We start from the raw sequence: 20,905 nt of genomic DNA, 5'->3' as shown, positions 1-20,905 counted from the left end.
TGATGAAAACCAATAACGGTGAGCAAGTGACAGGCGTCTCCCATCTCGACACCCTGTGGGTCAAGGGAGCGCGAGCACACAATCTCAAGAACGTCGAGATCGCGCTGCCGCGCGATTCGATGGTCGTGTTCACCGGCTTGTCCGGTTCCGGCAAATCCTCGCTGGCCTTCGACACGATCTTCGCCGAGGGGCAGCGACGCTACGTCGAATCCCTGTCCTCCTATGCCCGGATGTTCCTCGGGCAGATGGACAAACCCGACGTCGACTTCATCGAAGGGCTGTCTCCAGCGGTGTCGATCGACCAGAAGTCGACATCGCGCAATCCGCGTTCGACCGTCGGCACGATCACTGAGGTCTATGACTTCCTCCGCCTGCTGTGGGCGCGGATCGGCATCCCGCACTGTCCCGTCTGCGGTGAGATCATCACGAAGCAGACCCCGCAGCAGATCGTCGACCAGCTGCTCGAACTCGAGGAACGGACGAAGTTCCTCGTCCTCGCTCCCGTCGTCCGGTCCCGCAAGGGCGAATTCGTCGACCTCTTCACCGACCTGCAGTCCAAGGGCTTCTCCAGGGCCGTCGTCGACGGCGAGCAGATCAGCCTGAGCGAACCGCCGACCTTGGAGAAGCAGTACAAGCACACGATCTCCGTGGTCGTCGACCGCCTCGTCGCCAAATCGGGAATGCGCCCGCGGCTGACCGACTCCGTCGAGACCGCCCTTGGGCTCGCCGACGGACGCATCGACATCGAACTCGTCGACGAAGGCACGACCCGCACTTTCTCCGAGCACATGTCGTGCCCGAACGAGCACCCGCTGACGATCGACGAGATCGAACCGCGCTCGTTCTCCTTCAACTCGCCCTTCGGCGCCTGCCCCACCTGCGACGGCATCGGCACGCGCCTGCAGGTCGACGAAGATCTCGTCGTCCCCGACGAGGATCTCAGCCTCGGCTCCGGGGCCATCGCCCCCTGGTCGGGAGGCAAACAGGTCTCGAAGTACTTCAACCGTCTGCTCAAGGGGCTCGGCGACGAACTCGGCTTCGATATGAAGACACCGTGGAAGAAGCTGCCGAAGTCCGCGAAGACCGCGATTCTGACGGGCAAGGACTACAAGGTCCACGTCAAGTACAAGAACCGCTTCGGGCGTGAACGCACGTACTCGACGGGCTTCGAAGGCGTCTACCAATACATTCAGCGCAAGCACGAGGAAACAGAATCCGAGTGGTCGCGTGAACGCTACGAGTCCTATATGCGCGAGATCCCGTGTGCCAGCTGTGACGGTACGCGCCTCAAACCGGAGATCCTCGCCGTCAAGGTCGGAGACAGGTCCATCGCCGAGGTCTCCGAACTCGCCCTCGACGAAGCAGCTTCCTTCCTCGGCTCCCTCGAGCTGAGCTCCCGCGATGCCGCCGTGGCGGCGCAGGTGATGAAGGAGATCAACGCCCGACTCGGGTTCCTCCTCGACGTCGGCCTCGACTACCTCAGCCTCAACCGGGCAGCCGGTACGCTCTCCGGCGGTGAGGCCCAGCGCATCCGCCTGGCCACGCAGATCGGCTCCGGCCTCGTCGGCGTCCTCTACGTCCTCGACGAACCCTCGATCGGACTGCACCAGCGAGACAACCGCCGACTCATCGAAACACTCAACAAACTCAAGGATCTCGGCAACACCCTCATCGTCGTCGAACACGATGAGGACACCATCGAATCCGCCGACTGGATCGTCGATATCGGACCCGGCGCCGGCGAGCACGGGGGAGAGGTCGTCTATTCCGGTCCCGTCACCGGCCTCAAGGATGCCGATGGATCGATCACCGGGGACTACCTCTCCGGCCGACGAGCGATTCAGATCCCGCCGACCCGACGCCCCGTCGACGAGGACCGGATGGTCACCGTCGAGAAGGCCGTGGAGAACAACCTGCGCGACGTCACGGTGTCCTTCCCCCTCGGTGTCCTCACCGCAGTCACCGGCGTGTCCGGTTCGGGCAAATCGACTCTGGTCAACGAGATCCTCTACACACAGATGGCCAACGTTCTCAACGGCGCCTCGCGGGTGCCCGGACGGCACAAGCGCGTGACTGGCCTGGACAATCTCGACAAGGTCGTCCACGTCGACCAGTCGCCGATCGGTCGCACCCCGCGGTCGAATCCCGCGACCTACACCGGCGTCTTCGACCATGTGCGCCGGCTGTTCGCCGAAACCGAATCGGCGAAGGTCCGCGGCTATCTGCCCGGACGGTTCTCCTTCAACGTCAAGGGCGGACGCTGCGAGAACTGCAGCGGCGACGGCACGATCAAGATCGAGATGAACTTCCTGCCCGATGTCTACGTCCCCTGTGAGGTCTGCCAGGGCGCCCGGTACAACCGGGAGACCCTGGAAGTCACGTTCAAAGGCAAGAACATCGCCGAGGTCCTCGATATGCCGATCGAGGAAGCCAACGACTTCTTCGCCGCGATCCCTGCGATCTCGCGACACCTCAAGACCCTCGTCGAGGTGGGGCTCGGCTATGTCCGACTCGGCCAGCCGGCCACGACTCTCTCCGGCGGCGAGGCACAGCGTGTCAAGCTCGCCGCCGAACTGCAGAAGCGCTCCCGCGGTCGCACCGTCTACGTGCTCGACGAACCGACGACCGGTCTGCACTTCGAGGACATCTCGAAGCTGCTCATGGTTCTCCAGGGACTCGTCGACAAAGGCAATACGGTCATCGTCATCGAACACAACCTCGACGTCATCGGCAATGCCGATCACATCATCGACCTCGGACCCGAGGGCGGCCGCGGCGGTGGGCAGATCATTGCCCAAGGCACTCCCGAAGAGGTCGCCGAGGTGGCCGAATCGCACACCGGACGGTTCCTCAAGCCGATGCTCAAGTCCTGATCCGAATGCCTGATCCATCCACCTACCGTCCGGCCACCGGGTCGATCCCCACATCGGCCGGGGTCTACAAATTCCGTGACCCCGACCGGCGGGTGATCTATGTCGGAAAGGCGAAGAACCTCCGCAATCGACTCAACTCGTACTTCGCCAACCCCGCCCAGCTGCACCCGCGCACCTCGACGATGGTCCACACCGCGAACTCGGTGGAATGGACCGTCGTCGACACCGAGGTCGAAGCTCTGCAGCTCGAATGGACGTGGATCAATGAGTTCAACCCGCGGTTCAACGTCATGTTCCGCGACGACAAGTCCTACCCCTACCTCGCGATCACGATGAATGACGAGGTGCCTCGGGCCTTCATCACCCGGGGAAAACGACGCAAGGGCGTGAAGTACTTCGGTCCCTTCGCTCAGGTGTGGGCGATCAAGGACACCCTCGACCTGCTGCTCAAGGCGTTCCCGATGCGCACCTGCACAGCAGGGGTCTACCGGCGAGCCGAACGCAGCGGCAGACCCTGCCTGCTCGGCTATATCGACAAATGCGCTGCTCCCTGCGTCGGTCAGATCAGCAAGGACGATCACAAGGACTTGGCCCGCAGCATCTCCGACTTCATGTCCGGTAACACCGGCCGGTTCATCAGCCACCGGCAGAAGGAGATGGCCAAAGCCGCGGCCGAACTCGACTACGAACGCGCGGCCGGTCTGCGCGACGAGATCTCCGCCCTGCAGAAGGTCCTCGACAAATCCGCCGTCGTCCTGTCGGTGAGCGCCGACTGCGATATCTTCGCTCTCGTCACCGAGGAACTCGAAGCCTCCGTCCAGGTCTTCCACGTGCGCCAGGGTCGTATCCGCGGCCAACGCGGCTGGATCATCGAACGCTCCGATGATCACACCCCCGCGGAACTGACCACCGACTACCTGCGACAGGCATACTCCGGACTCGATGCCGATGCCATTCCGAAGGAGATCCTCGTCGACACACTGCCGGCGGATCTGGAATCCCTGGAGGCCTGGCTGAGCGAGCAGCGCGGTTCGCGGGTGACTGTGCGGGTACCTGAACGCGGGGAGAAGAAGGCGGCCCTGGAGACCGTGGGGAAGAACGCGAAGGAAGCGCTCATCCAGCATAAGCTCAAACGCTCGTCCGACCTGACGACCCGCAGCCAGGCTCTCAAGGAGATCCAGGAGCACCTCGACCTGCCGGAAGCACCGCTGCGCATCGAATGCATCGACATCTCCCATACCCAGGGATCGAACGTCGTCGCCTCCCTCGTCGTGTTCGAAGACGGAATGGCGAAGAAGCGCGACTACCGACACTTCGCCATCCACGGTGAAGCCGCGGCCGACGACACGGCTTCGATGTATGACGTCGTCTCCCGTCGCTTCAGCCGCTACCTCGAACAGATGACCTCCGAGGAGCCCGATGAGCGCTTCGGCTACCGACCCAGCCTCCTCGTCGTCGACGGTGCCGGCCCGCAGGTTGCGGCAGCGACGCGGGCACTGACGGATCTCGGCATCGTCGACATCTCCGTCGTCGGTCTGGCCAAACGGCTCGAAGAGATCTGGATTCCGGACGATCCGTTCCCGGTCATCCTCCCACGCAACTCCGAAGGGCTCTTCCTCATGCAGCGCTTGCGTGATGAGGCCCACCGCTTCGCCATCACCTATCACCGGTCGAAACGTGCGAAGGCGATGACGAGTTCCGTGCTTGACGACATTCCGGGCCTCGGAGAGTCGAAGCGCACCGCTCTGCTGCGCCATTTCGGATCTGTGAAGAAGGTCCGCGCTGCCACCGCCGAGGAGATCTGCGAGGTCAAGGGAATCGGTCCGTCCCTGGCCGCGAAGATCGTCACTGCTCTGGCCGACTGAGCTCTGCGATTCTGCCCTAGAGTAGTGCCGAGAGATACAGTGCCCACCGACCGATCGGGCACGGACAGAGGAGGACGAGTGAGCGTGCAGGCCGAATCGAACGGATCCGACCACCCGATCGAGGTTGTGCTCGTCACCGGAATGTCCGGAGCGGGCCGCACCACCGTGGCAAATGTGCTCGAAGACATGGACTGGTATGTCGTCGACAATCTGCCGCCGCAGATGATGCGTCCGCTCGTCGAACTCGTCGCCCGTGCCGACGGTGCCCTGCCGAAGATCGCCATCGTCATCGACGCCAAAGGGCGGACGAAGTACACCGAACTGCAGGAGACGATCAGCGATTTCGTCGATCAGGGTCTGTCCCTGCGCATCGTCTTCCTCGACGCCTCCGATGAAGTCCTCGTCCGACGTTTCGAATCGACCAGGCGGCCCCACCCTCTGCAGGGGGAGGGGACCCTGCTCGACGGCATCGAAGCCGAACGTGCCGAGCTCGAGTCCCTCAAGCACCGTGCAGATATCATCGTCGACACCTCCGAACTCAACGTGCACCAGCTCTCTGCGGAGGTGCGCAAACGCTTCAGCGACGATGACACCCCGCCGTTGCGTCTGACGGTGATGAGCTTCGGCTTCAAATACGGCCTGCCCAAGGACGCCGACCACGTCGCCGACGTCCGCTTCCTGCCGAATCCGTATTGGATTCCCCATCTGCGCGGACACAACGGACTCGACTCCGATGTCGCAGCCTACGTCCTCGAGCAGAACGGTGCCGAGGAATTCATAGAACGCTATGCAGCAACCCTGTCCACCGTCGCCGAGGGATATCTGCACGAGGGCCGCGGCTACGCGATGATCGGAATCGGCTGCACGGGCGGCAAACACCGTTCCGTGGCGATCAGCGAAAGGGTCGGACGACTGCTGTCGGCCCAGACCGGGATCCCGGTGGCTGTGCGTCACCGCGATCTGGGAAGAGAATGACATGGAGACCGAAGATCTGCCCGTCATCTCCACGGGCGCACAGAAGGACGGTCCCAGTATCGTCTCCTTCGGCGGAGGCCACGGACTCTACGCGGCGCTGAGGGCGTTCCGTCTGCTCACCGAAGACCTCACCGCGGTTGTCACAGTCGCCGACGACGGCGGATCATCCGGACGACTGCGCGACGAACTCGGCGGACTGCCTCCCGGCGATCTGCGGATGGCTCTGGCCGCACTCTGCGACGACGGCACGTGGGGCCAGACCTGGCGTGATGTCATCCAGCACCGCTTCGAATCGACAGGTGAGCTGCACGGTCACGCGGTGGGCAATCTGCTCATCGCAGCATTGTGGCAGATCCACGGCGACCATGTGGCCGGCCTGGACTGGATGGCCCGGCTGCTGCGCGCTCACGGTCGCGTGCTGCCGATGTCCTCGGTGCCGCTGACGATCGAAGCCGATGTGAAGTTCCCCGGCTCCTTCCAGGTCGTGCGCGGACAGTCCGTGCTCGCCTCCACGATCGGCCACGTCGAGACCGTGCGCCTCGACCCGGCGGCTCCACCGGCCCGCTACGAGACGATCGAAGCCGTGGAGGAGGCCGAGGTTCTCAACCTCGGCCCCGGCTCCTGGTACACCTCGGTGATGCCGCACCTGCTCGTGCCGTCGCTGGCCGAGGCGATCGTGGCCTCGACAGCGGTGAAATCCCTCACGCTCAACCTCGGTTCCACCGACGGTGAGACGAAGGACCTGAGCCTCGGCGAACACCTCGTCTCCCTCCACCGTCATGCCCGCTCACTGACCTTGGATTATGTTCTCGTCGACGAGGCGGCCACCGAACTCGAACCCGACCTGCCGCAGCGGGCCGAGGACATGTTCGGAGCGAAACTCTGGGAACGTCCCCTGCGTTCACGGAGGCAGGGACAGCATGACAGCCTCAAGCTGGCGGCATGCTACCGTGACATGTTGTTGGACGCCGGGATCGGCGTCGCCGAGCAGTGGTAGAACTTTAGGTGCAGGAGGACGAGCTATGGCACTGACCGCTCAGGTCAAGGACGAGTTGGCGCGAGTGAAGATCACTCGCACCTCCGCCCGCAAGGCCGAGGTGTCCTCGATCTTCCGCTTCTCCTCCGCCCTCCACCTCGTCAATGGCTCGATCGTTCTCGAGGCCGAACTCGACACTGCCCAGGCCGCCAAACGGCTGCGGACGGAGATCAAGGATCTCTACGGTCAGCATGCCGACATCGTCGTCATCAATGCCGCCGGAATCCGCCGCTCCAACCGCTACGTGCTGCGCGTCACCCGTGACGGGGGAGCACTGGCCCGCCAGACCGGACTCGTCGACAACCGCGGCCGTCCCGTGCGCGGACTGCCCTCGGCCATCGTCAACGGCTCCGTCGCCGATGCCGAAGCCGCCTGGCGCGGAGCCTTCCTCGCCCACGGCTCACTGACCGAGCCGGGGCGCTCCTCGGCGTTGGAAGTCACCTGCCCCGGCCCCGAGGCGGCTCTTGCCCTCGTCGGCGCAGCCCGCCGGCTCGGACTGAGTGCGAAAGCCCGCGAGGTCCGGGGAGTCGACCGCGTCGTCATCCGCGACGGCGACGATATCGCCGCGCTGCTCACCCGCATGGGCTCCCACAGCGCCGTGCTGGTCTGGGAGGAACGGCGGATGCGTAGGGAGGTCCGCGCGACTGCAAACCGCCTGGCGAACTTCGACGATGCGAACCTGCGTCGCTCGGCACGGGCCGCCGTGGCCGCCGGTGCCCGGGTCGAACGCGCCCTGGAGATCCTCGGTGACGACGTCCCCGAACACCTCCGCTACGCCGGTCAGCTTCGCGTGACCCACAAACAGGCGTCCCTCGAAGAGCTCGGTCAGCTCGCCGACCCGCCGATGACGAAGGACGCGGTGGCCGGCCGGATCCGCAGGCTGCTGTCCACTGCGGACAAGCATGCGGAAGAACTGGGAATTCCCGGCACCGAAGCCAGTCTGACCCCGGAAATGCTCGAGGATCGCTAAGATCGAGGCATGAGACGAATCGCCATCAACGGCTTCGGCCGCATCGGCCGTGCCCTGTTCCGTCTGTCCCTCGAACCCGATGCTGATTTCGAGGTCGTGGCCATCAACGATCTCACCGATACGACGACCCTGGCTCATCTGCTCTCCCACGACTCAGTGTGGCCTCGCTTCGACCATGATGTCGACGCCGCCGACGAGGCGATCATCGTAGACGGGCGAGAGATCGCGGTGACCAGCCAAGCCGACCCGTCCGCCATCGATTGGAGTTCGCACAAGGTCGAACTCGTCGTCGAATCCACCGGACGCTTCACCCGGCAGGATCAGGCCGAGGCCCACCTCGGCGGCACCGTGCAGACCGTCGTGCTCTCCGCACCCGGAAAGGACGTCGACGCGACGCTCGTCATGGGGGTGAACGAAGACACCTTCGACCCGTCCGCACATTCCGTCGTCTCGAACGCCTCGTGCACGACGAACTGCATGGCCACCGTCGTCAAGGCGCTCGACGATGCCCTCGGCGTCGAATCCGGTCTGCTCAACACCGTTCACGCCTACACAGGCGATCAGATGCTCGTCGACGGACCCCACAGGGACTTGCGTCGCGCCCGAGCCGCCGCCGTCAACATCGTGCCGACCACGACCGGAGCCGCACGCACCGTCGGCCGCGTGATGCCCCACCTCGAAGGCAAGCTCGACGGACTCGCCGTGCGTGTGCCCGTGCCCGCCGGATCGATCATCGACTTCACTTTCACCACCTCCACGAGCGCCGACCGCGACGAGGTCAACGCGATCCTCGCCTCCGCGGCGGACGGATCGCCCTACCTCGACTTCTCCACCGACGAACTCGTCTCCAGCGACATCGTCGGCACCACCGCCTCGGCGATCGTCGATTCCAAGCTCACGATGGTGCTGGGCGACCAGATCAAGGTCGTGGCCTGGTACGACAACGAGTGGGGATACACGAACCGACTCAAAGACATGGTCAGCTACATTCTCAGCGAAAGGGACTCATGAGGACATTCGACGATGCGGGCATCTTCGCCGGACACACGGTGCTCGTCCGCAGCGATCTCAACGTGCCGATGGACGAGGGCACGATCACCGACCGCGGTCGCATCCTGGCCTCGGCCGGAACGATCAGGTCCCTCACCGAGGCGGGAGCCAAGGTCATCGTGATGTCGCATCTGGGCCGGCCGAAGGGAGAACCGGATCCGCAGTTCTCACTGGCCCCGATCGTCCCCGAACTCGCCGAAGCCATCGGCCGTCCGGTCGCCTTCGCCGCCGACACCGTCGGTGACGATGCGCAGACGAAGGCCGCAGCCCTGTCCGACGGTGACGTGCTGCTGCTGGAGAACCTGCGTTTCAATCCCGGCGAGACGGCGAAGGACGATGCCGAGCGCCAGGAATTCGCCACCCAGCTGGCAGCGCTGGCCGACGATTTCGTCTCCGACGGATTCGGCGTCGTCCACCGCAAGCAGGCTTCGGTCTACGACATCGCCGGCCTCCTCCCGCACTATGCGGGCTCACTCGTGCGAGCGGAAGTCGAGGTCAGTGACAGGCTGCTCAACAACCCCGAACCACCGTTCACCGTCGTCCTCGGCGGATCCAAGGTCTCGGACAAACTCGGCGTCATCGACAACCTCATCGACCGCGCCGACAATCTGCTCATCGGCGGGGGAATGGTCTTCACCTTCCTCGCCGCACTCGGCCATGACATCGGCTCGAGCCTGGTCGAGAAGGACCGCATCGACGACGTCAAGGGCTACCTCGAACGCTCCCGATCCGGTGGTGCACGCATCGTCCTGCCCACGGACATCGTCATGGCCGCCTCCTTCGCCGCCGACGCCGAGCATTGGGTCCGGCCCGTCGCCGAACTCGAAGACACTCCGGCCGGAGGCGACGGCCTCGGCCTCGACATCGGCCCCGAATCGGCTCGCGCCTATGCTGAGATCATCGCAGGTTCGACCACTGTGTTCTGGAACGGGCCGATGGGCGTCTTCGAGTTCCCGGCCTTCGCCTCCGGCACCAAAGCCGTAGCCCAAGCTCTGTCCGACGAAGGCAGCAGCGGGGGACACAGGCTGACCGTGGTCGGAGGCGGCGATTCCGCGGCCGCTGTGCGCAGCCTCGGCTTCGCCGATGACGACTTCGGCCACATCTCCACCGGCGGAGGCGCCAGCCTCGAATATCTCGAAGGCAAGACCCTGCCCGGACTCGACGCACTCGGATGAGGAAGACAGACACCATGAGCGACCGCACCCTGCTGCTGGCAGGCAACTGGAAGATGAACCACGATCATCTGGAGGCGATCTCTGCTGTCCAGAAGCTCGCCTGGGCACTCGAGGACGCCAAACTCGACGACAGCCGCTGCGAAGTCGTCGTCATTCCGCCGTTCACCGACATCCGTTCGGTGCAGACACTCGTCCAGGGCGACAAACTGTGGCTGAAGTACGGTGCCCAGGACGTCTCCCAGCACGCTCCCGGAGCGCATACCGGAGAGATCGCTGCATCGTTCCTCTCCCGCCTCGGCTGCAGCTACGTGGTCATCGGCCACAGCGAACGCCGTGCCGACAACCACGAGAACAACGAGGTCGTGGCCGCGAAGATCAAGGCCGCACTTTCGGCCGGACTCACACCGATCCTCTGCGTGGGGGAGTCGCTGGAACAGCGGCAGGAGAAGAGCCACGTCGAGTTCACCCTGGGACAGCTCGACGAGTCGCTGGCCGGATTCGACGCAGGCGACCTTTCCGGCCTCGTCATCGCCTACGAACCCGTCTGGGCGATCGGCACCGGAGAGACAGCCACTGCCGCCGATGCCGCCGAGATGGCGTCGGCGATCCGCGCACGCATCGGTGAGAAGTACGGCGAGGCTCTTGCCCAAACCACCCGCATTCTCTACGGCGGGTCGGTCAAGGTCGACAACGTCGCCGAGATCGTCGCCTCCGCGGACGTCGACGGCGCCCTGGTCGGAGGTGCGAGCCTCAGCGGTCCGGACTTCGCCGCTTTGTGCAAGGCCGCGGTCGCGAAGTAGACTGACAGACGCATCATTCGACGAAACACTCGACGAAACATAGGTTGAATCCGACGTGGAAATCCTCAACATCATTCTCATCGCGCTGCTCGTGCTCACGAGCATCTTCCTCACCCTGCTGATCCTCATGCACAAGGGCAAGGGCGGTGGCATGTCCGACATGTTCGGCGGCGGAATGTCCTCGTCGCTGGGATCCTCGGGTGTCGCGGAGCGCAACCTCAACAGGTTCACGACGCTCATGGCGATCATCTGGGCGGCCTGCATCATCCTGCTGGGCGTCCTCACTCGGTTCAACTCCTGAGCCATCGTGGCCCGCTGACGCCGAGACCGTGAGCCACCGACACCGAGGCGACGCCCCGGTGGACGAATGAGAAGGACCCCGACCGATTCGGTCGGGGTCCTTTTCTGTTCGTGCTCAGTCCGTCGTTCCGACGGATCAGTGCCGTTTCGGGCAGATCAGTCGTGGCCGAAGTGGTGGCGCGGGTTGATCGACCCGATCGCCTCCCGCAGCTGTTCGAGCCCACGAGTACGATCAAGCAGGTGCAGGCGCATCACGGGTCGGCCCTTCTCACTCAGCACCGCCGCATCTCCGGCGGCCTGGGCGCGCTGCAGCTGAGCGAAGCCGAAGTCGCGTCCCGGCACCAGCAGGTCAGTGCGAGCCTCACCGGTGATCTGGAGGAACACTCCGTTCGGATGACCGCCCTTGTGGTACTGACCGGTCGAATGCAGGTAGCGGGGGCCGAAGCCGAAGGTCGTCTGCACTCCAGCATGCGTGGACACGAGCGGACGCAGATCCGCAGCCTCGGCATCGGCGATCCGATCGAGGTAGGCCTGAATGCCGACATATCCGTACTCGTCGACCTGCGAGAACAGCTCCTCCAGAGCTCCGACGAGATCAGTGGCCTCATCGACGACCTCGAGAACGTCGATGTCTCGCTCACGGAACCGCGGCTGCTCCGTCGAACCCGAGTCCGGTCCGTCGAGCAGATGCCGGGCCTGTGCCTTCGCAGCCTCGACATCAGGCTGGTCGAAGGGATTGACCCCGATGCTGTATCCGGTGATGGCCGTGGCGTATTCCCAGAATAGGAACAGCTCGCCCAACCCACCCGTGATCGTCGCTTCGAATCCGGACGGCGCACCCAGCTCTGAGTCATCGGCTGCCGGCCCGAGCAGGCACAGGAGTGCGTCTGCACGTGCATCGGAGAACCCGATGTCGGCGGGGGAGTCGACGACGACGGGAAGGATGCCCTGACCGTCCTTGCCGAGGGATTCGGCGATGAGCTGCTCGACCCAGGCCCCGAGTCCGTACAGCTGCTCAGCGGTCTCGGCGAGGACGAGCTTCTCCGTCGTGCGGGCGTGGGCGATGCTCAGCCAAGCGCCGAACCGCAGTGCAGGATTGTCCAGACCGTCGGCAGACAGAGCGGCGGCGGCCGCGGCGGCCTCTGCGACGATCCCGCGCACATCGGCACCGGCCAGACCCGCGGGGACGAGTCCGAAGGCCGAGAGAGCGCTGAAGCGTCCGCCGACCGTGGGATCGGCGCGGAAGGTCGCAAGGAAGCCCTGATCGGCGGCCAGCGCCTCGAGTTCGGTTCCCGGATCGGTGATCGCGATCATCCGGGACGCCGGATCGACGCCGATCGACTCGAAGGCCGCGGCGAAGCTGCGGCGGATCGAATCCGTCTCCACCGTGGTTCCGGACTTCGACGCGATGATGAGGGCCGTGTGTTCGAGATCGGTGCCGATCGCCTCGGCGACCTGATTGGGATCCGTCGAGTCGATGATCTCGAGTCGGACACCGGCCGTCTGAGCCATCACCTCGGGAGCGAGCGATGATCCGCCCATTCCGGCCAAGCTGATCGTGCGCAGACCCTGCTCCTGCAGACGCGCCCGCAGGGATTCGATCTCACCGAGCAGATCTGCGGCATTCTGCGGAAGATCCACCCATCCCATCCGGTCCGCGGCGTCGGCGGCCCCGTCGAACAGCTCCGCGTCCTTGGCGCTCAGCCGGGAGGCCAGGCCGGTGTCGATGAGACGCGCGGCCTCTGCCTCGAATTCCTCATCCACGGGAACAGAGAGTGAGAGCTTCATGAGCGGTCCAGAGCCGTACGGATCGTTTCCTGGAGTTCGGTCCAACTGACGTCGAACTTCTCCAGCCCCTGCTCTTCGAGCACGGTCATGACCTCGGCGTAGTCGATGCCCAATCGTGCCAGAGCGTCGAAGACCTCGTCGGCGGCACGGTAGTGCTCGGACGTGATCTGGCCGGTGACCTCACCGTGGTCGGCGAACGCCTCCAGAGTGGGTTCGGGCATCGTGTTCACGGTGTTCGGTGCGACGAGCTCGGTCACGTACATCGTGTCGGCGTAGTCGGGATTCTTCACTCCGGTCGAAGCCCACAGCAGACGCTGCGGACGTGCCCCGGCGAGTTCGAGGACTCGGAAGCGTTCGGAGGTGAACAGCTGCGAGTGGATCTCGTGGGCGAGCACGCAGTTCGCGATGCCCGCCTTGCCCTTGAGCTCCACGGCCTTCGGGTCGTCGATGGAGTCGAGTCGGGAATCGATCTCGGAGTCCACCCGGGAGACGAACACCGAGGCCACCGACCGGATCGTCGAAAGGTCATGACCGGCGGCGCGGGCCTTCTCCAGTCCCTGGAGGAAGGCTTCGACGACGTGGCGGTAGCGGGTCAGGGAGAACACGAGCGTGACGTTGACGCTGATCCCGGCCGCGATCGTCTCGGAGATCGCGCGGAGCCCCTCCTCGGTGGCGGGGATCTTGATCATCGCATTCGGTTCGCCGACGCGTTCCCACAGGGCCTTCGCCGAGGCGACGGTCGCTTGCGCATCATGGGCCAGCGGGGGAGCGACCTCGATCGACACGCGACCGTCCTCACCGTCCGTGGACTCGAAGACCGGACGGAACAGGCGGGCCGCCTCGGCGACATCCGCTGTGGTCAGCGCCTCGATGGCCTCATCCACATCGGCACCGGAGGCACCGAGCTCGGCGACCGCAGAGTCGTAGTCGTCGGCTGCCGAGATCGCGTTGGCGAAGATCGTCGGATTCGTCGTCACACCCGTGACGGAGGATTCCTCGATGAGACGGGTGAGGTCCCCGGATTCGAGTCGGGTGCGGGAGAGATCGTCGAGCCAGATCGAGACTCCGGCCGCGCTGAGCTGGTGGAGACGTTCACTCATGCTTCCGCCTTTGCTGCGTTGATGGATTCCTTGGCTGCGTCGACGACGGCCGAGGCCGTGATGCCGAACTTCTCGTACAGGGTCTGGTAGTCCGCGGATGCACCGAAATGTTCGATGGACACGGCACGACCGGCATCGCCGAGGTACTTGTGCCAGCTCATTGCCGAGGCGGCTTCGATGCTCACCCGTGCCTTGAGCGAACGCGGCAGCACGGTGGCCCGGTAGTCCTCCGGCTGAGCGTCGAACCATTCCTGGCACGGCATGGAGATGACGCGAGCGTCCGTGCCCGATGCCTGCAGAGCCTCGGCGGCCTCGAGGGCGATGGCGACCTCGGAACCGCTGGCGATGATGGCCACCTCGGGGTGGTCACCGGTATCGGTGAGCACATAGCCGCCGCGTGCGGCCTCGGAGGCGGGGGCGTACTTCTCACGGTCGAGGACCGGCACGGACTGTCGGGTGAGCACGAGTCCGCTGGGACCGTCGGTGCGTTCGAGGATCTTCCGCCACGCGACCGCGGTCTCGTTAGCATCGGCCGGTCGGACGAGGTCGAGGCCGGGGATCGCCCGCAGCGCGGAGAGATGCTCGATCGGCTGATGGGTCGGTCCGTCTTCGCCGAGGCCGATCGAATCGTGTGTCCACACGAACAGGTTCGGCAGCTGCTGGAGGGCTGCCAGGCGTACGGCCGGACGCTGGTAGTCGCTGAAGACGAGGAACGTGCCGTTGTACGGGCGGGTTCCGCCGTGCAGGGCGATGCCGTTGCCGATGAGACCGGCGGAGAACTCGCGGACGCCGAAGTGGATATTGCGTCCGTACTCGTGGCCGGAGAATGCACCCGTAGAGCGGTGAGCAGGCAGGAAGCTAGGCTCACCCTTGATCAGCGTGTTGTTCGAGCCAGCGAGGTCGGCGGAACCGCCCCAGAGTTCGGGCATGGTCTCGGCGATCGCATTGAGCACCTGACCGGAGGCCGCGCGAGTGGCGATGCCCTTCTCGCTGGCTTCGAAGACCGGGAAGGCCGCATCAAGGCCGGCGGGAAGCTCGCGCTTGGCCAGACGGTCGAAGAGGGCGGCGTTGTCCGGGTTGGCGGTGCGCCATTCGGCGAAGGACTTGTCCCAGTCGAGGTGGGCGGCACGACCGCGGTCCAGGGCCAGACGAGTGTGTGCGAGAACCTCGTCGTCGACGGCGAAGGTCGACTCCGGGTCGAAGCCGAGGATCTCCTTGGTGGCCCGGATCTCGTCCTCGCCGAGGGCCGCACCGTGGGACCCGCCGGTGTTCTGCGCGTTCGGGGCGGGCCAGGCGATGATCGTGGACAGGCGGATGAACGAGGGGCGGGAATCCGCGCGAGCGGCCTCGACGGCGGCGTGGAAGGCTTCGATGTCCTCGTGGTAATCACCACCGGCGGTGAAGTCGACATGCTGGACGTGCCAGCCGTAGGCGGCGTACCGGGCGGCCGTGTCCTCGCCGAAGGCGATCGCGGTGTCGTCTTCGATGGAGATCTTGTTGTCGTCCCAGATCACCAGCAGGTTCGACAGCTCCTGTGTCCCGGCCAGCGATGAGGCTTCACCGGACACTCCCTCTTCGAGGTCGCCGTCGGAGGCGAGCACGACGATGTTGTGGTCGAACGGTGAGGTGCCGGGAGCCGCCTCGGGGTCGAAGAGTCCGCGTTCACGGCGAGCGGCCATGGCCATGCCCACGGCCGAGGCCAGTCCGGAGCCCAGGGGCCCCGTGGTGATCTCGACGCCGGCGGTGTGGCCGACTTCCGGGTGGCCCGGGGTGAGCGAACCCCATGCGCGCAGCGCCTTGAGATCGTCGAGCTCGAGCCCGAACCCTGCCAGGTAGAGCTGGACGTACTGGGTGAGCGAACTGTGACCGCAGGAGAGGACGAAACGATCACGGCCGACCCAAGTCGGGTCGGCCGGGTCGTGAGTGAGTCCGTGCTGATACAGGTAGTGTGCGATGGGAGCCAGGCTCATGGCGGTGCCCGGGTGCCCGTTCCCTGTCTTCTGCACCGCATCCGCGGCGAGGAGGCGGGCAGTGTCGACTGCGCGATTGTCGAGTTCAGTCCAGGACAGAGTTGTCATGTCGTCGAGCGATCCTTCGTTCGTCTTAAGAGCGTGCATTCAAACTCTACCCGTCGGATGCCTGAAGCGCCGCCCCTGTTCACCTGCCGTGCTGAGAGGGAGCGAGACATTTAGACCATCGACGGGTAAAGTGTGGTCTCGCGCACAGCTGCGGGTTCGACACTCAACAGTTGCCGTGTGCTGCAGAGACCGAAAAATGGGCCGTGCCCGACTGGAGGGATGACCGGGTGAGCAAAGGTGCTGATCCCGTGGTCGATGCCGCCGTCGCCGACACCGGAGACCAGCGATCCGATCGGCTGGCGGGCAGGCGCCCCGACCTCGCCGAGGTGGCCGAACAGACGAGGGGGCTCCGTCGGCTGATCTCCCGGATCGGCACGGCGTGCCCGGTGCTCTTCGCCGTGGCGACCGTCGCCGTGACGTCGGCGATCGCCCAGCCGCTGCGCGGCACCGTCGATATCGGGGAGCTCGGCCTGTGGACGTTGGGCACACTCCTTCTGCTCACCCCCTTCGCGGCAGCGCTGGCCGTGATGCTCAATGCACGGCGCGGCGGACTGGTGTGGACGACCGCCCTGACCTATTCCGTCATCGCCGGAATCATCGGACTGTGCGTCGATGTGAATCTCCTCCGCACGGATCCGCAGTCGGCGTCGCTGAGCTTCATCTCAGTGCTCATCGTGCAGGTCGTTGTGCTTGCTCCGGTGTGTGCGGCGGTGGCGTTCCTCGTCCGCATCGTCAGTGACTCGACTCGCCTGCGCGCGACTGGCAAAAACTTCGACAACAGGTAGAATCTAGGGCGTGAGCAAACTTCGTCAGAACCGGGAAGAGCAGAGTGAACGACCTCTGCAGAGGGCCATCGACGAGCAGAGTCTCGCTACCCGACCGCGTTCGATCATCAGCGCCTATATCGCGCTGACCAAGCCGCGCGTCATCGAGCTGCTCCTCGTCACGACCGCGCCCGTGATGTTCCTGGCTGCTCAGGGACTGCCGAACATCTGGCTGGTCATCAACACCCTCATCGGCGGAGCCGCCGCTGCGGCCTCGGCCTCGGTCTTCAACTGCTATGTCGACCGTGACATCGACGCGAAGATGGAGCGGACGAAGGACCGTCCCCTCGTCACCGGTGAGATCAGCCCCCGTTCTGCACTCATCTTCGCTTTCGTGCTCGGCATCGGTTCGATCTTCTGGCTCGGCGGATTCACGAACTGGGTCACGGCGGGACTCACCGCCTCGGCGATCCTGCTCTACGCAGTCTTCTACACCCTCGTCCTGAAGCGCCGCACCTCACAGAACATCGTCTGGGGCGGCGCTGCAGGCTGCATGCCAGTGCTCATCGGCTGGTCGGCCGTGACCGGAGGAATCGCCTGGGAGCCCGTGCTGCTCTTCCTCGTCGTCTTCTTCTGGACCCCGCCGCATTACTGGCCGCTGGCGATCAAGTACAAGGCCGACTATGACGCCGCCGACGTGCCCATGCTGCCGTCGAAGGTTCCGCCGACATCCGTCGGCCGTCAGATGATCCTCTACACCTGGGCGATGATCGCCTGCTCACTCGCGCTCATTCCCGTCGCTCCGATGGGCCCGGTCTACACGATCGTAGCCGTGGGCGCCGGAGTCTGGTTCCTGTGGTCGTGCTACTCGCTGGTCTCTCGTGCCAAGCAGGGCAAGGACGGCACCTCGCTCAAGGCGATGAAGGTCTTCCACGGTTCGATCACCTACCTGTCGCTGCTCTTCCTGGCGGTGGCCATCGACCCGTTCGTGCCCACCCTGATCCCCGGTATCTGGTGAGGCTCAACCTCCGCTGATCATTCAAGGCCCGTTCCCATGCATGGGAACGGGCCTTGACGTGTCTTGGAAGATACGGCGCTGTTCGAGCGCGTGTCGAGGTTCAGCCGGCGTTGATGAGGTCGTCGATGACGATCTTCTTCATTCTCATGAGCGCCTGAGTCTGTGCCGGACCGGTCATCAGCTCGCCGAGATTCGCGGGAACGATCTGCCAGCTGACTCCGAAGCGGTCCTTGAGCCAACCGCACTTTTCGTGCTCGGGTGACGCCGACAGATGCGACCAGTAATGGTCGATCTCGGCCTGGTCAGCACATTCGACGGTCAGCGAGATCGCCTCGTTGAATGTGAACACCGGTCCGCCGTCGAGGCAGATGAACTCTGTGCCGTCGAGGACGAACCGGCCGGTCAGGACCTTCCCGCTCATCCCCTTGAAGTGTTCGTCGAGGGATTCGTCGGGATAGCGTTCGATGGACAGGACCCGCGAATCGGGGAAGACGGAGCAGTAGAACTCCATGGCCTCCTCGGCGCAGTCAGGAAACCACAGACACGGAACGATCGGTATGGACATCGGTGCTCCTCGGATATGCGCTGTCGAGGACGGCAACGCTTGCCGCAATCGTAGCCGACAGGCCGACCATGTGTAAGGCCACGAGCAGTTCGGGAACACCGAGGAAGTATTGGACGTAGCCGATGACTCCCTGTGCGACCTCGACGCCGAGAAGCACGGTCAGCGGGGCGACCATCGCCGTCTGCGCCTTCTTCCGGGCGATGACGAGCGCGGAGATCGTGGAGATGACGAGCAGCCACACCGGCGCGGCATGCAGCCGGGTGACCCAGATGTTGTCGAGGTTGTTGCGGGTCGAGATCGTCGAACCCGAATGGGGCCCGGCCCCTGTCGTGAGCACACCGAAGACGACGATGATCGCGGTGAGACCGAGGATGATCCAGCCCAAAGTCGGAAGCGGAGCCGGGGCTTTCGTCCTCAGTCGCACTCCCGTGTCATAGGTGCGGCGGACGAAATAGGCGGCGACCCCGACAGCGACGGCCGAGGGCACGAAGTGTCCGGCGACGACCCAGGGGTTGAGCTTCGTCCACACGGTGATTCCGCCGACGACGGCCTGGACGGGCACGATGGCCAGCAGGCCGATATTGAGCCAGAAGAGATCCGGGCGCTGCTTCCGGTGCCTCCACAGCATGAGCGCAATGCTCACGCCGAGGATCGCCAGCGCCACGGCCAGCAGGCGGTTGCCGAACTCGATGGCGCCGTGGATGCCCATCTCGCTGGTGGCCACGAGCGAATCCGGGGTGCACTTCGGCCAGTCCGAACAACCGAGCCCAGAGCCGGTGAGCCGGACGATTCCGCCGGTCAGGATGATCCCTGCCTGGGCGATGAGCATGGCCCAAGCGGCGATGCGGATCTTCTTCGTGACCACTTCACTCCTCATTCGAAACGGAACCACCTGCGTGCCGCAAGCGTTCCCACAAGCCCCCATATCAGGAGCACGATGATTGCCTTGACGTCTGTGCCGGCGTGTCCGACGGCGGACCGCATGGCATCGCCGAGCGCACCGGAGGGCAGGTAGCCCACAACCGTTCCCCATTCTCCCGGATGTGCGATCACGAGGCCACCGACGCCTGCCATGAGCACCCAGATGAGGTTCGTCGCCGCCAGAGTCGCCTCGGCGCGGACTGTGCCTGCCATGAGCAGACCGAGCGAGAGCAGCGCGGCAGTGCCGAACAGCGTGGTCAGGATGAGTCCGAGGATGTCGACGGGACCTCGGAAGCCGAGAATCGCCGCCGCGGCGAAGACGAGTGCGTACTGGATGAGAACGACGACGATGACGGCGCCGAGTTTGCCGAGGATGAGTCCGTTGGTCCCCAGCGGAGTCGTCGCCAGCTGCCGCAGCACTCCGTAGCGGCGGTCGAAGGCGGTTGCGATCGCCTGCCCGGTGAATGCGCTGGAGGCCAGGCTCAGGCTCAGCGCCCCGGGGACGGCGATCGACAGCGGATCGGCACCGGCCTCGATGACCCCGAGCCCGGTGAGCAGGGGAGTCTTCGCGAGGAAGACGAGCAGACCCAGCGGGAAGATGATTGAGAGCAGCAGCTGTTCGCCGTTGCGCAGAACGGACAGTGTCTCGAACTTCGCCTGCGAGACGATGCGTGTCGAGGTCATCGCAGCGGCCTCCCGGTCAGTTCGAAGAAGACGTCGGACAGGGACTGCCTCTGCATGCCGATGTCCGTGATCTGCAGTCCCGCCTCGGCGACGGCGGCGCACGCAGCCGCGATCTGGCTCGCAGTCGGTGCTCCGTCGAGGGAGATCAGTGAGCCCTGCGCCGAGGTGGGACCGAGCTCGGTGAGCCGATCGACGAGAGCGGCGGGGACGGGGGAGTCGAGGCGTATCGTCAGCGACCGGGACCCGCCGGAGGCGCTGCGCAGCTCCTCTGGCGCTCCCTGAGCGATGATCCGTCCGCGATCGATGACGACGACCTCGTCGGAGAGCTCCTCGGCCTCGGCGAGGTCGTGGGTGGTGAGGACGACGGCGACTCCGCGGTCGGCGAGATCGCGGATGAAGCTGTGGACGACCTCGCGAGCCTGCGGGTCGAGACCGGCGCAGGGTTCGTCGAGGAAGACGAGGCGCGGCCGTCCGATGAGGGCCGCGGCCAGCGCGACTCGCTGCTTCTGTCCTCCGGAGAGCCTGCGCATCGTGCGTCCGGCGAAGTCGTAGAGACCCAGGGGTTCGGCGAGTTCGTCGACCGGTACGGGATTCTCATAGAGGGTGGAGAGGTGCCGCAGCACCTGCAGGGGCTTCGAGCTCATCGGCAGTCCGCCGTCCTGGAGCATGACCCCGGCCAGCTGCGACGTCGTCGCGTGTTCGGCGACGGGGTCGTGCCCGAAGATCTCCACCGTGCCCGATTCGGGACGGCGGGTGCCCACGGCCAGGGAGATGGTCGTGGATTTTCCTGCGCCGTTGGGTCCGAGAACGCCGAGGACGGATCCGGACTCGGCCGTGAGGTCGATTCCGTCGACGACACGGTGGGTGCCGTAGGAGTACTGGAGACCGCGAATGGTCAGGGCCGGATATGACACCAGGCTATTCTACGACGCGTCGAAACGGG

General features: G+C 65.0%; 18 protein-coding genes. 11 read left to right on the top strand and 7 right to left on the bottom strand.

Annotation, left to right across the window (positions count from 1 at the left end; translation table 11 throughout):
- The first annotated feature begins 2 nt into the window (after positions 1-2).
- From uvrA to secG, 9 genes are all read left to right on the top strand, one after another.
- Positions 3-2,873, top strand: a complete 2,871-nt coding sequence (uvrA, locus tag D3I60_RS12595; protein ID WP_262776755.1) for an excinuclease ABC subunit UvrA — start codon at positions 3-5, stop codon at positions 2,871-2,873.
- A gap of 5 nt (positions 2,874-2,878) precedes the next feature.
- Complete coding sequence (gene uvrC / locus D3I60_RS12590; protein WP_139908081.1) at positions 2,879-4,738, top strand: excinuclease ABC subunit UvrC; 1,860 nt, start codon at positions 2,879-2,881, stop codon at positions 4,736-4,738.
- 84 nt (positions 4,739-4,822) lie between these two features.
- On the top strand, positions 4,823-5,713 hold the full coding sequence (rapZ, locus tag D3I60_RS12585; protein WP_440588577.1) for an RNase adapter RapZ: 891 nt from the start codon (positions 4,823-4,825) through the stop codon (positions 5,711-5,713).
- Between the two features lies 1 nt (position 5,714).
- Positions 5,715-6,710, top strand: a complete 996-nt coding sequence (locus D3I60_RS12580; RefSeq protein WP_262776647.1) for a gluconeogenesis factor YvcK family protein — start codon at positions 5,715-5,717, stop codon at positions 6,708-6,710.
- Between the two features lie 25 nt (positions 6,711-6,735).
- Positions 6,736-7,719 (top strand): DNA-binding protein WhiA, encoded by a 984-nt coding sequence (gene whiA, locus D3I60_RS12575; protein WP_262776646.1) that lies wholly within the window; start codon positions 6,736-6,738, stop codon positions 7,717-7,719.
- A 9-nt stretch (positions 7,720-7,728) separates the two neighbouring features.
- On the top strand, positions 7,729-8,730 hold the full coding sequence (gene gap, locus D3I60_RS12570) for a type I glyceraldehyde-3-phosphate dehydrogenase (protein ID WP_139467291.1): 1,002 nt from the start codon (positions 7,729-7,731) through the stop codon (positions 8,728-8,730).
- Entirely contained in the window at positions 8,727-9,944 is a 1,218-nt protein-coding gene (locus tag D3I60_RS12565; protein WP_262776645.1) for a phosphoglycerate kinase, read from the top strand. The genes gap and D3I60_RS12565 overlap by 4 nt, the downstream gene beginning before the upstream one ends.
- A 14-nt stretch (positions 9,945-9,958) precedes the next feature.
- The gene (gene tpiA, locus D3I60_RS12560) at positions 9,959-10,744 is read left to right on the top strand and encodes a triose-phosphate isomerase (RefSeq protein ID WP_262776644.1); all 786 of its coding nucleotides are present in this window, start codon (positions 9,959-9,961) and stop codon (positions 10,742-10,744) included.
- Positions 10,745-10,799: 55 nt separating this feature from the next.
- A complete protein-coding gene (gene secG, locus D3I60_RS12555) occupies positions 10,800-11,045 on the top strand; it encodes a preprotein translocase subunit SecG (RefSeq protein ID WP_101544300.1) in 246 nt (81 codons plus the stop codon).
- Between the two features lie 155 nt (positions 11,046-11,200).
- Here secG and D3I60_RS12550 read toward each other — a convergent pair whose 3' ends face one another.
- The 3 genes from D3I60_RS12550 to tkt are packed head-to-tail and all read right to left on the bottom strand — an operon-like array spanning position 11,201 to position 16,010.
- Positions 11,201-12,832 carry a glucose-6-phosphate isomerase gene (locus D3I60_RS12550; protein WP_262776643.1) on the bottom strand — a complete coding sequence of 544 codons (1,632 nt, stop codon included), beginning with the start codon at positions 12,830-12,832 and terminating at the stop codon, positions 11,201-11,203.
- Complete coding sequence (gene tal, locus D3I60_RS12545) at positions 12,829-13,932, bottom strand: transaldolase (protein ID WP_262776642.1); 1,104 nt, start codon at positions 13,930-13,932, stop codon at positions 12,829-12,831. The genes D3I60_RS12550 and tal overlap by 4 nt, the downstream gene beginning before the upstream one ends.
- Positions 13,929-16,010, bottom strand: coding sequence for a transketolase (gene tkt, locus D3I60_RS12540; RefSeq protein ID WP_262776641.1), 2,082 nt, complete (start codon positions 16,008-16,010; stop codon positions 13,929-13,931). The genes tal and tkt overlap by 4 nt, the downstream gene beginning before the upstream one ends.
- A gap of 227 nt (positions 16,011-16,237) precedes the next feature.
- On the opposite strand from tkt, the gene D3I60_RS12535 reads away from it, so the two are divergent.
- Positions 16,238-16,795 carry a hypothetical protein gene (locus D3I60_RS12535; protein ID WP_262776640.1) on the top strand — a complete coding sequence of 186 codons (558 nt, stop codon included), beginning with the start codon at positions 16,238-16,240 and terminating at the stop codon, positions 16,793-16,795.
- Positions 16,796-16,805: 10 nt separating this feature from the next.
- Positions 16,806-17,792 (top strand): heme o synthase, encoded by a 987-nt coding sequence (locus D3I60_RS12530; protein ID WP_101544292.1) that lies wholly within the window; start codon positions 16,806-16,808, stop codon positions 17,790-17,792.
- A 100-nt stretch (positions 17,793-17,892) separates the two neighbouring features.
- Here D3I60_RS12530 and D3I60_RS12525 read toward each other — a convergent pair whose 3' ends face one another.
- Genes D3I60_RS12525 through D3I60_RS12510 form a run of 4 tightly spaced genes read right to left on the bottom strand, consistent with a single transcriptional unit; the run spans position 17,893 to position 20,876 of the window.
- Entirely contained in the window at positions 17,893-18,357 is a 465-nt protein-coding gene (locus D3I60_RS12525; RefSeq protein ID WP_262776639.1) for a VOC family protein, read from the bottom strand.
- Positions 18,320-19,222 carry a COX15/CtaA family protein gene (locus tag D3I60_RS12520; RefSeq protein WP_262776638.1) on the bottom strand — a complete coding sequence of 301 codons (903 nt, stop codon included), beginning with the start codon at positions 19,220-19,222 and terminating at the stop codon, positions 18,320-18,322. The genes D3I60_RS12525 and D3I60_RS12520 overlap by 38 nt, the downstream gene beginning before the upstream one ends.
- An 8-nt stretch (positions 19,223-19,230) precedes the next feature.
- A complete protein-coding gene (locus D3I60_RS12515) occupies positions 19,231-19,962 on the bottom strand; it encodes an ABC transporter permease (protein ID WP_262776637.1) in 732 nt (243 codons plus the stop codon).
- The gene (locus D3I60_RS12510) at positions 19,959-20,876 is read right to left on the bottom strand and encodes an ABC transporter ATP-binding protein (protein WP_262776636.1); all 918 of its coding nucleotides are present in this window, start codon (positions 20,874-20,876) and stop codon (positions 19,959-19,961) included. Before D3I60_RS12510 ends, D3I60_RS12515 begins: the two co-directional genes overlap by 4 nt.
- Positions 20,877-20,905: the final 29 nt, after the last annotated feature.

The sequence above is a fragment of the Brevibacterium permense genome (assembly GCF_025506275.1).
GTDB classification, from domain to species: Bacteria; Actinomycetota; Actinomycetes; order Actinomycetales; family Brevibacteriaceae; genus Brevibacterium; species Brevibacterium permense_A.
Note: the sequence above shows the minus strand (reverse complement) of the source record. Positions and strands in the feature narration are given on the sequence as shown.

What these genes read in the sequence shown, in the direction of transcription:
- tkt (WP_262776641.1), bottom strand. Translation starts at nt 16,010, where the DNA reads ATGACAACTCTGTCCTGGACTGAACTCGACAATCGCGCAGTCGACACT.
- whiA (WP_262776646.1), top strand. Translation starts at nt 6,736, where the DNA reads ATGGCACTGACCGCTCAGGTCAAGGACGAGTTGGCGCGAGTGAAGATC.
- gap (WP_139467291.1), top strand. Translation starts at nt 7,729, where the DNA reads ATGAGACGAATCGCCATCAACGGCTTCGGCCGCATCGGCCGTGCCCTG.
- D3I60_RS12565 (WP_262776645.1), top strand. Translation starts at nt 8,727, where the DNA reads ATGAGGACATTCGACGATGCGGGCATCTTCGCCGGACACACGGTGCTC.
- tal (WP_262776642.1), bottom strand. Translation starts at nt 13,932, where the DNA reads ATGAGTGAACGTCTCCACCAGCTCAGCGCGGCCGGAGTCTCGATCTGG.
- uvrA (WP_262776755.1), top strand. Translation starts at nt 3, where the DNA reads ATGAAAACCAATAACGGTGAGCAAGTGACAGGCGTCTCCCATCTCGAC.
- uvrC (WP_139908081.1), top strand. Translation starts at nt 2,879, where the DNA reads ATGCCTGATCCATCCACCTACCGTCCGGCCACCGGGTCGATCCCCACA.
- D3I60_RS12525 (WP_262776639.1), bottom strand. Translation starts at nt 18,357, where the DNA reads ATGTCCATACCGATCGTTCCGTGTCTGTGGTTTCCTGACTGCGCCGAG.
- tpiA (WP_262776644.1), top strand. Translation starts at nt 9,959, where the DNA reads ATGAGCGACCGCACCCTGCTGCTGGCAGGCAACTGGAAGATGAACCAC.
- D3I60_RS12550 (WP_262776643.1), bottom strand. Translation starts at nt 12,832, where the DNA reads ATGAAGCTCTCACTCTCTGTTCCCGTGGATGAGGAATTCGAGGCAGAG.
- D3I60_RS12515 (WP_262776637.1), bottom strand. Translation starts at nt 19,962, where the DNA reads ATGACCTCGACACGCATCGTCTCGCAGGCGAAGTTCGAGACACTGTCC.
- D3I60_RS12580 (WP_262776647.1), top strand. Translation starts at nt 5,715, where the DNA reads ATGGAGACCGAAGATCTGCCCGTCATCTCCACGGGCGCACAGAAGGAC.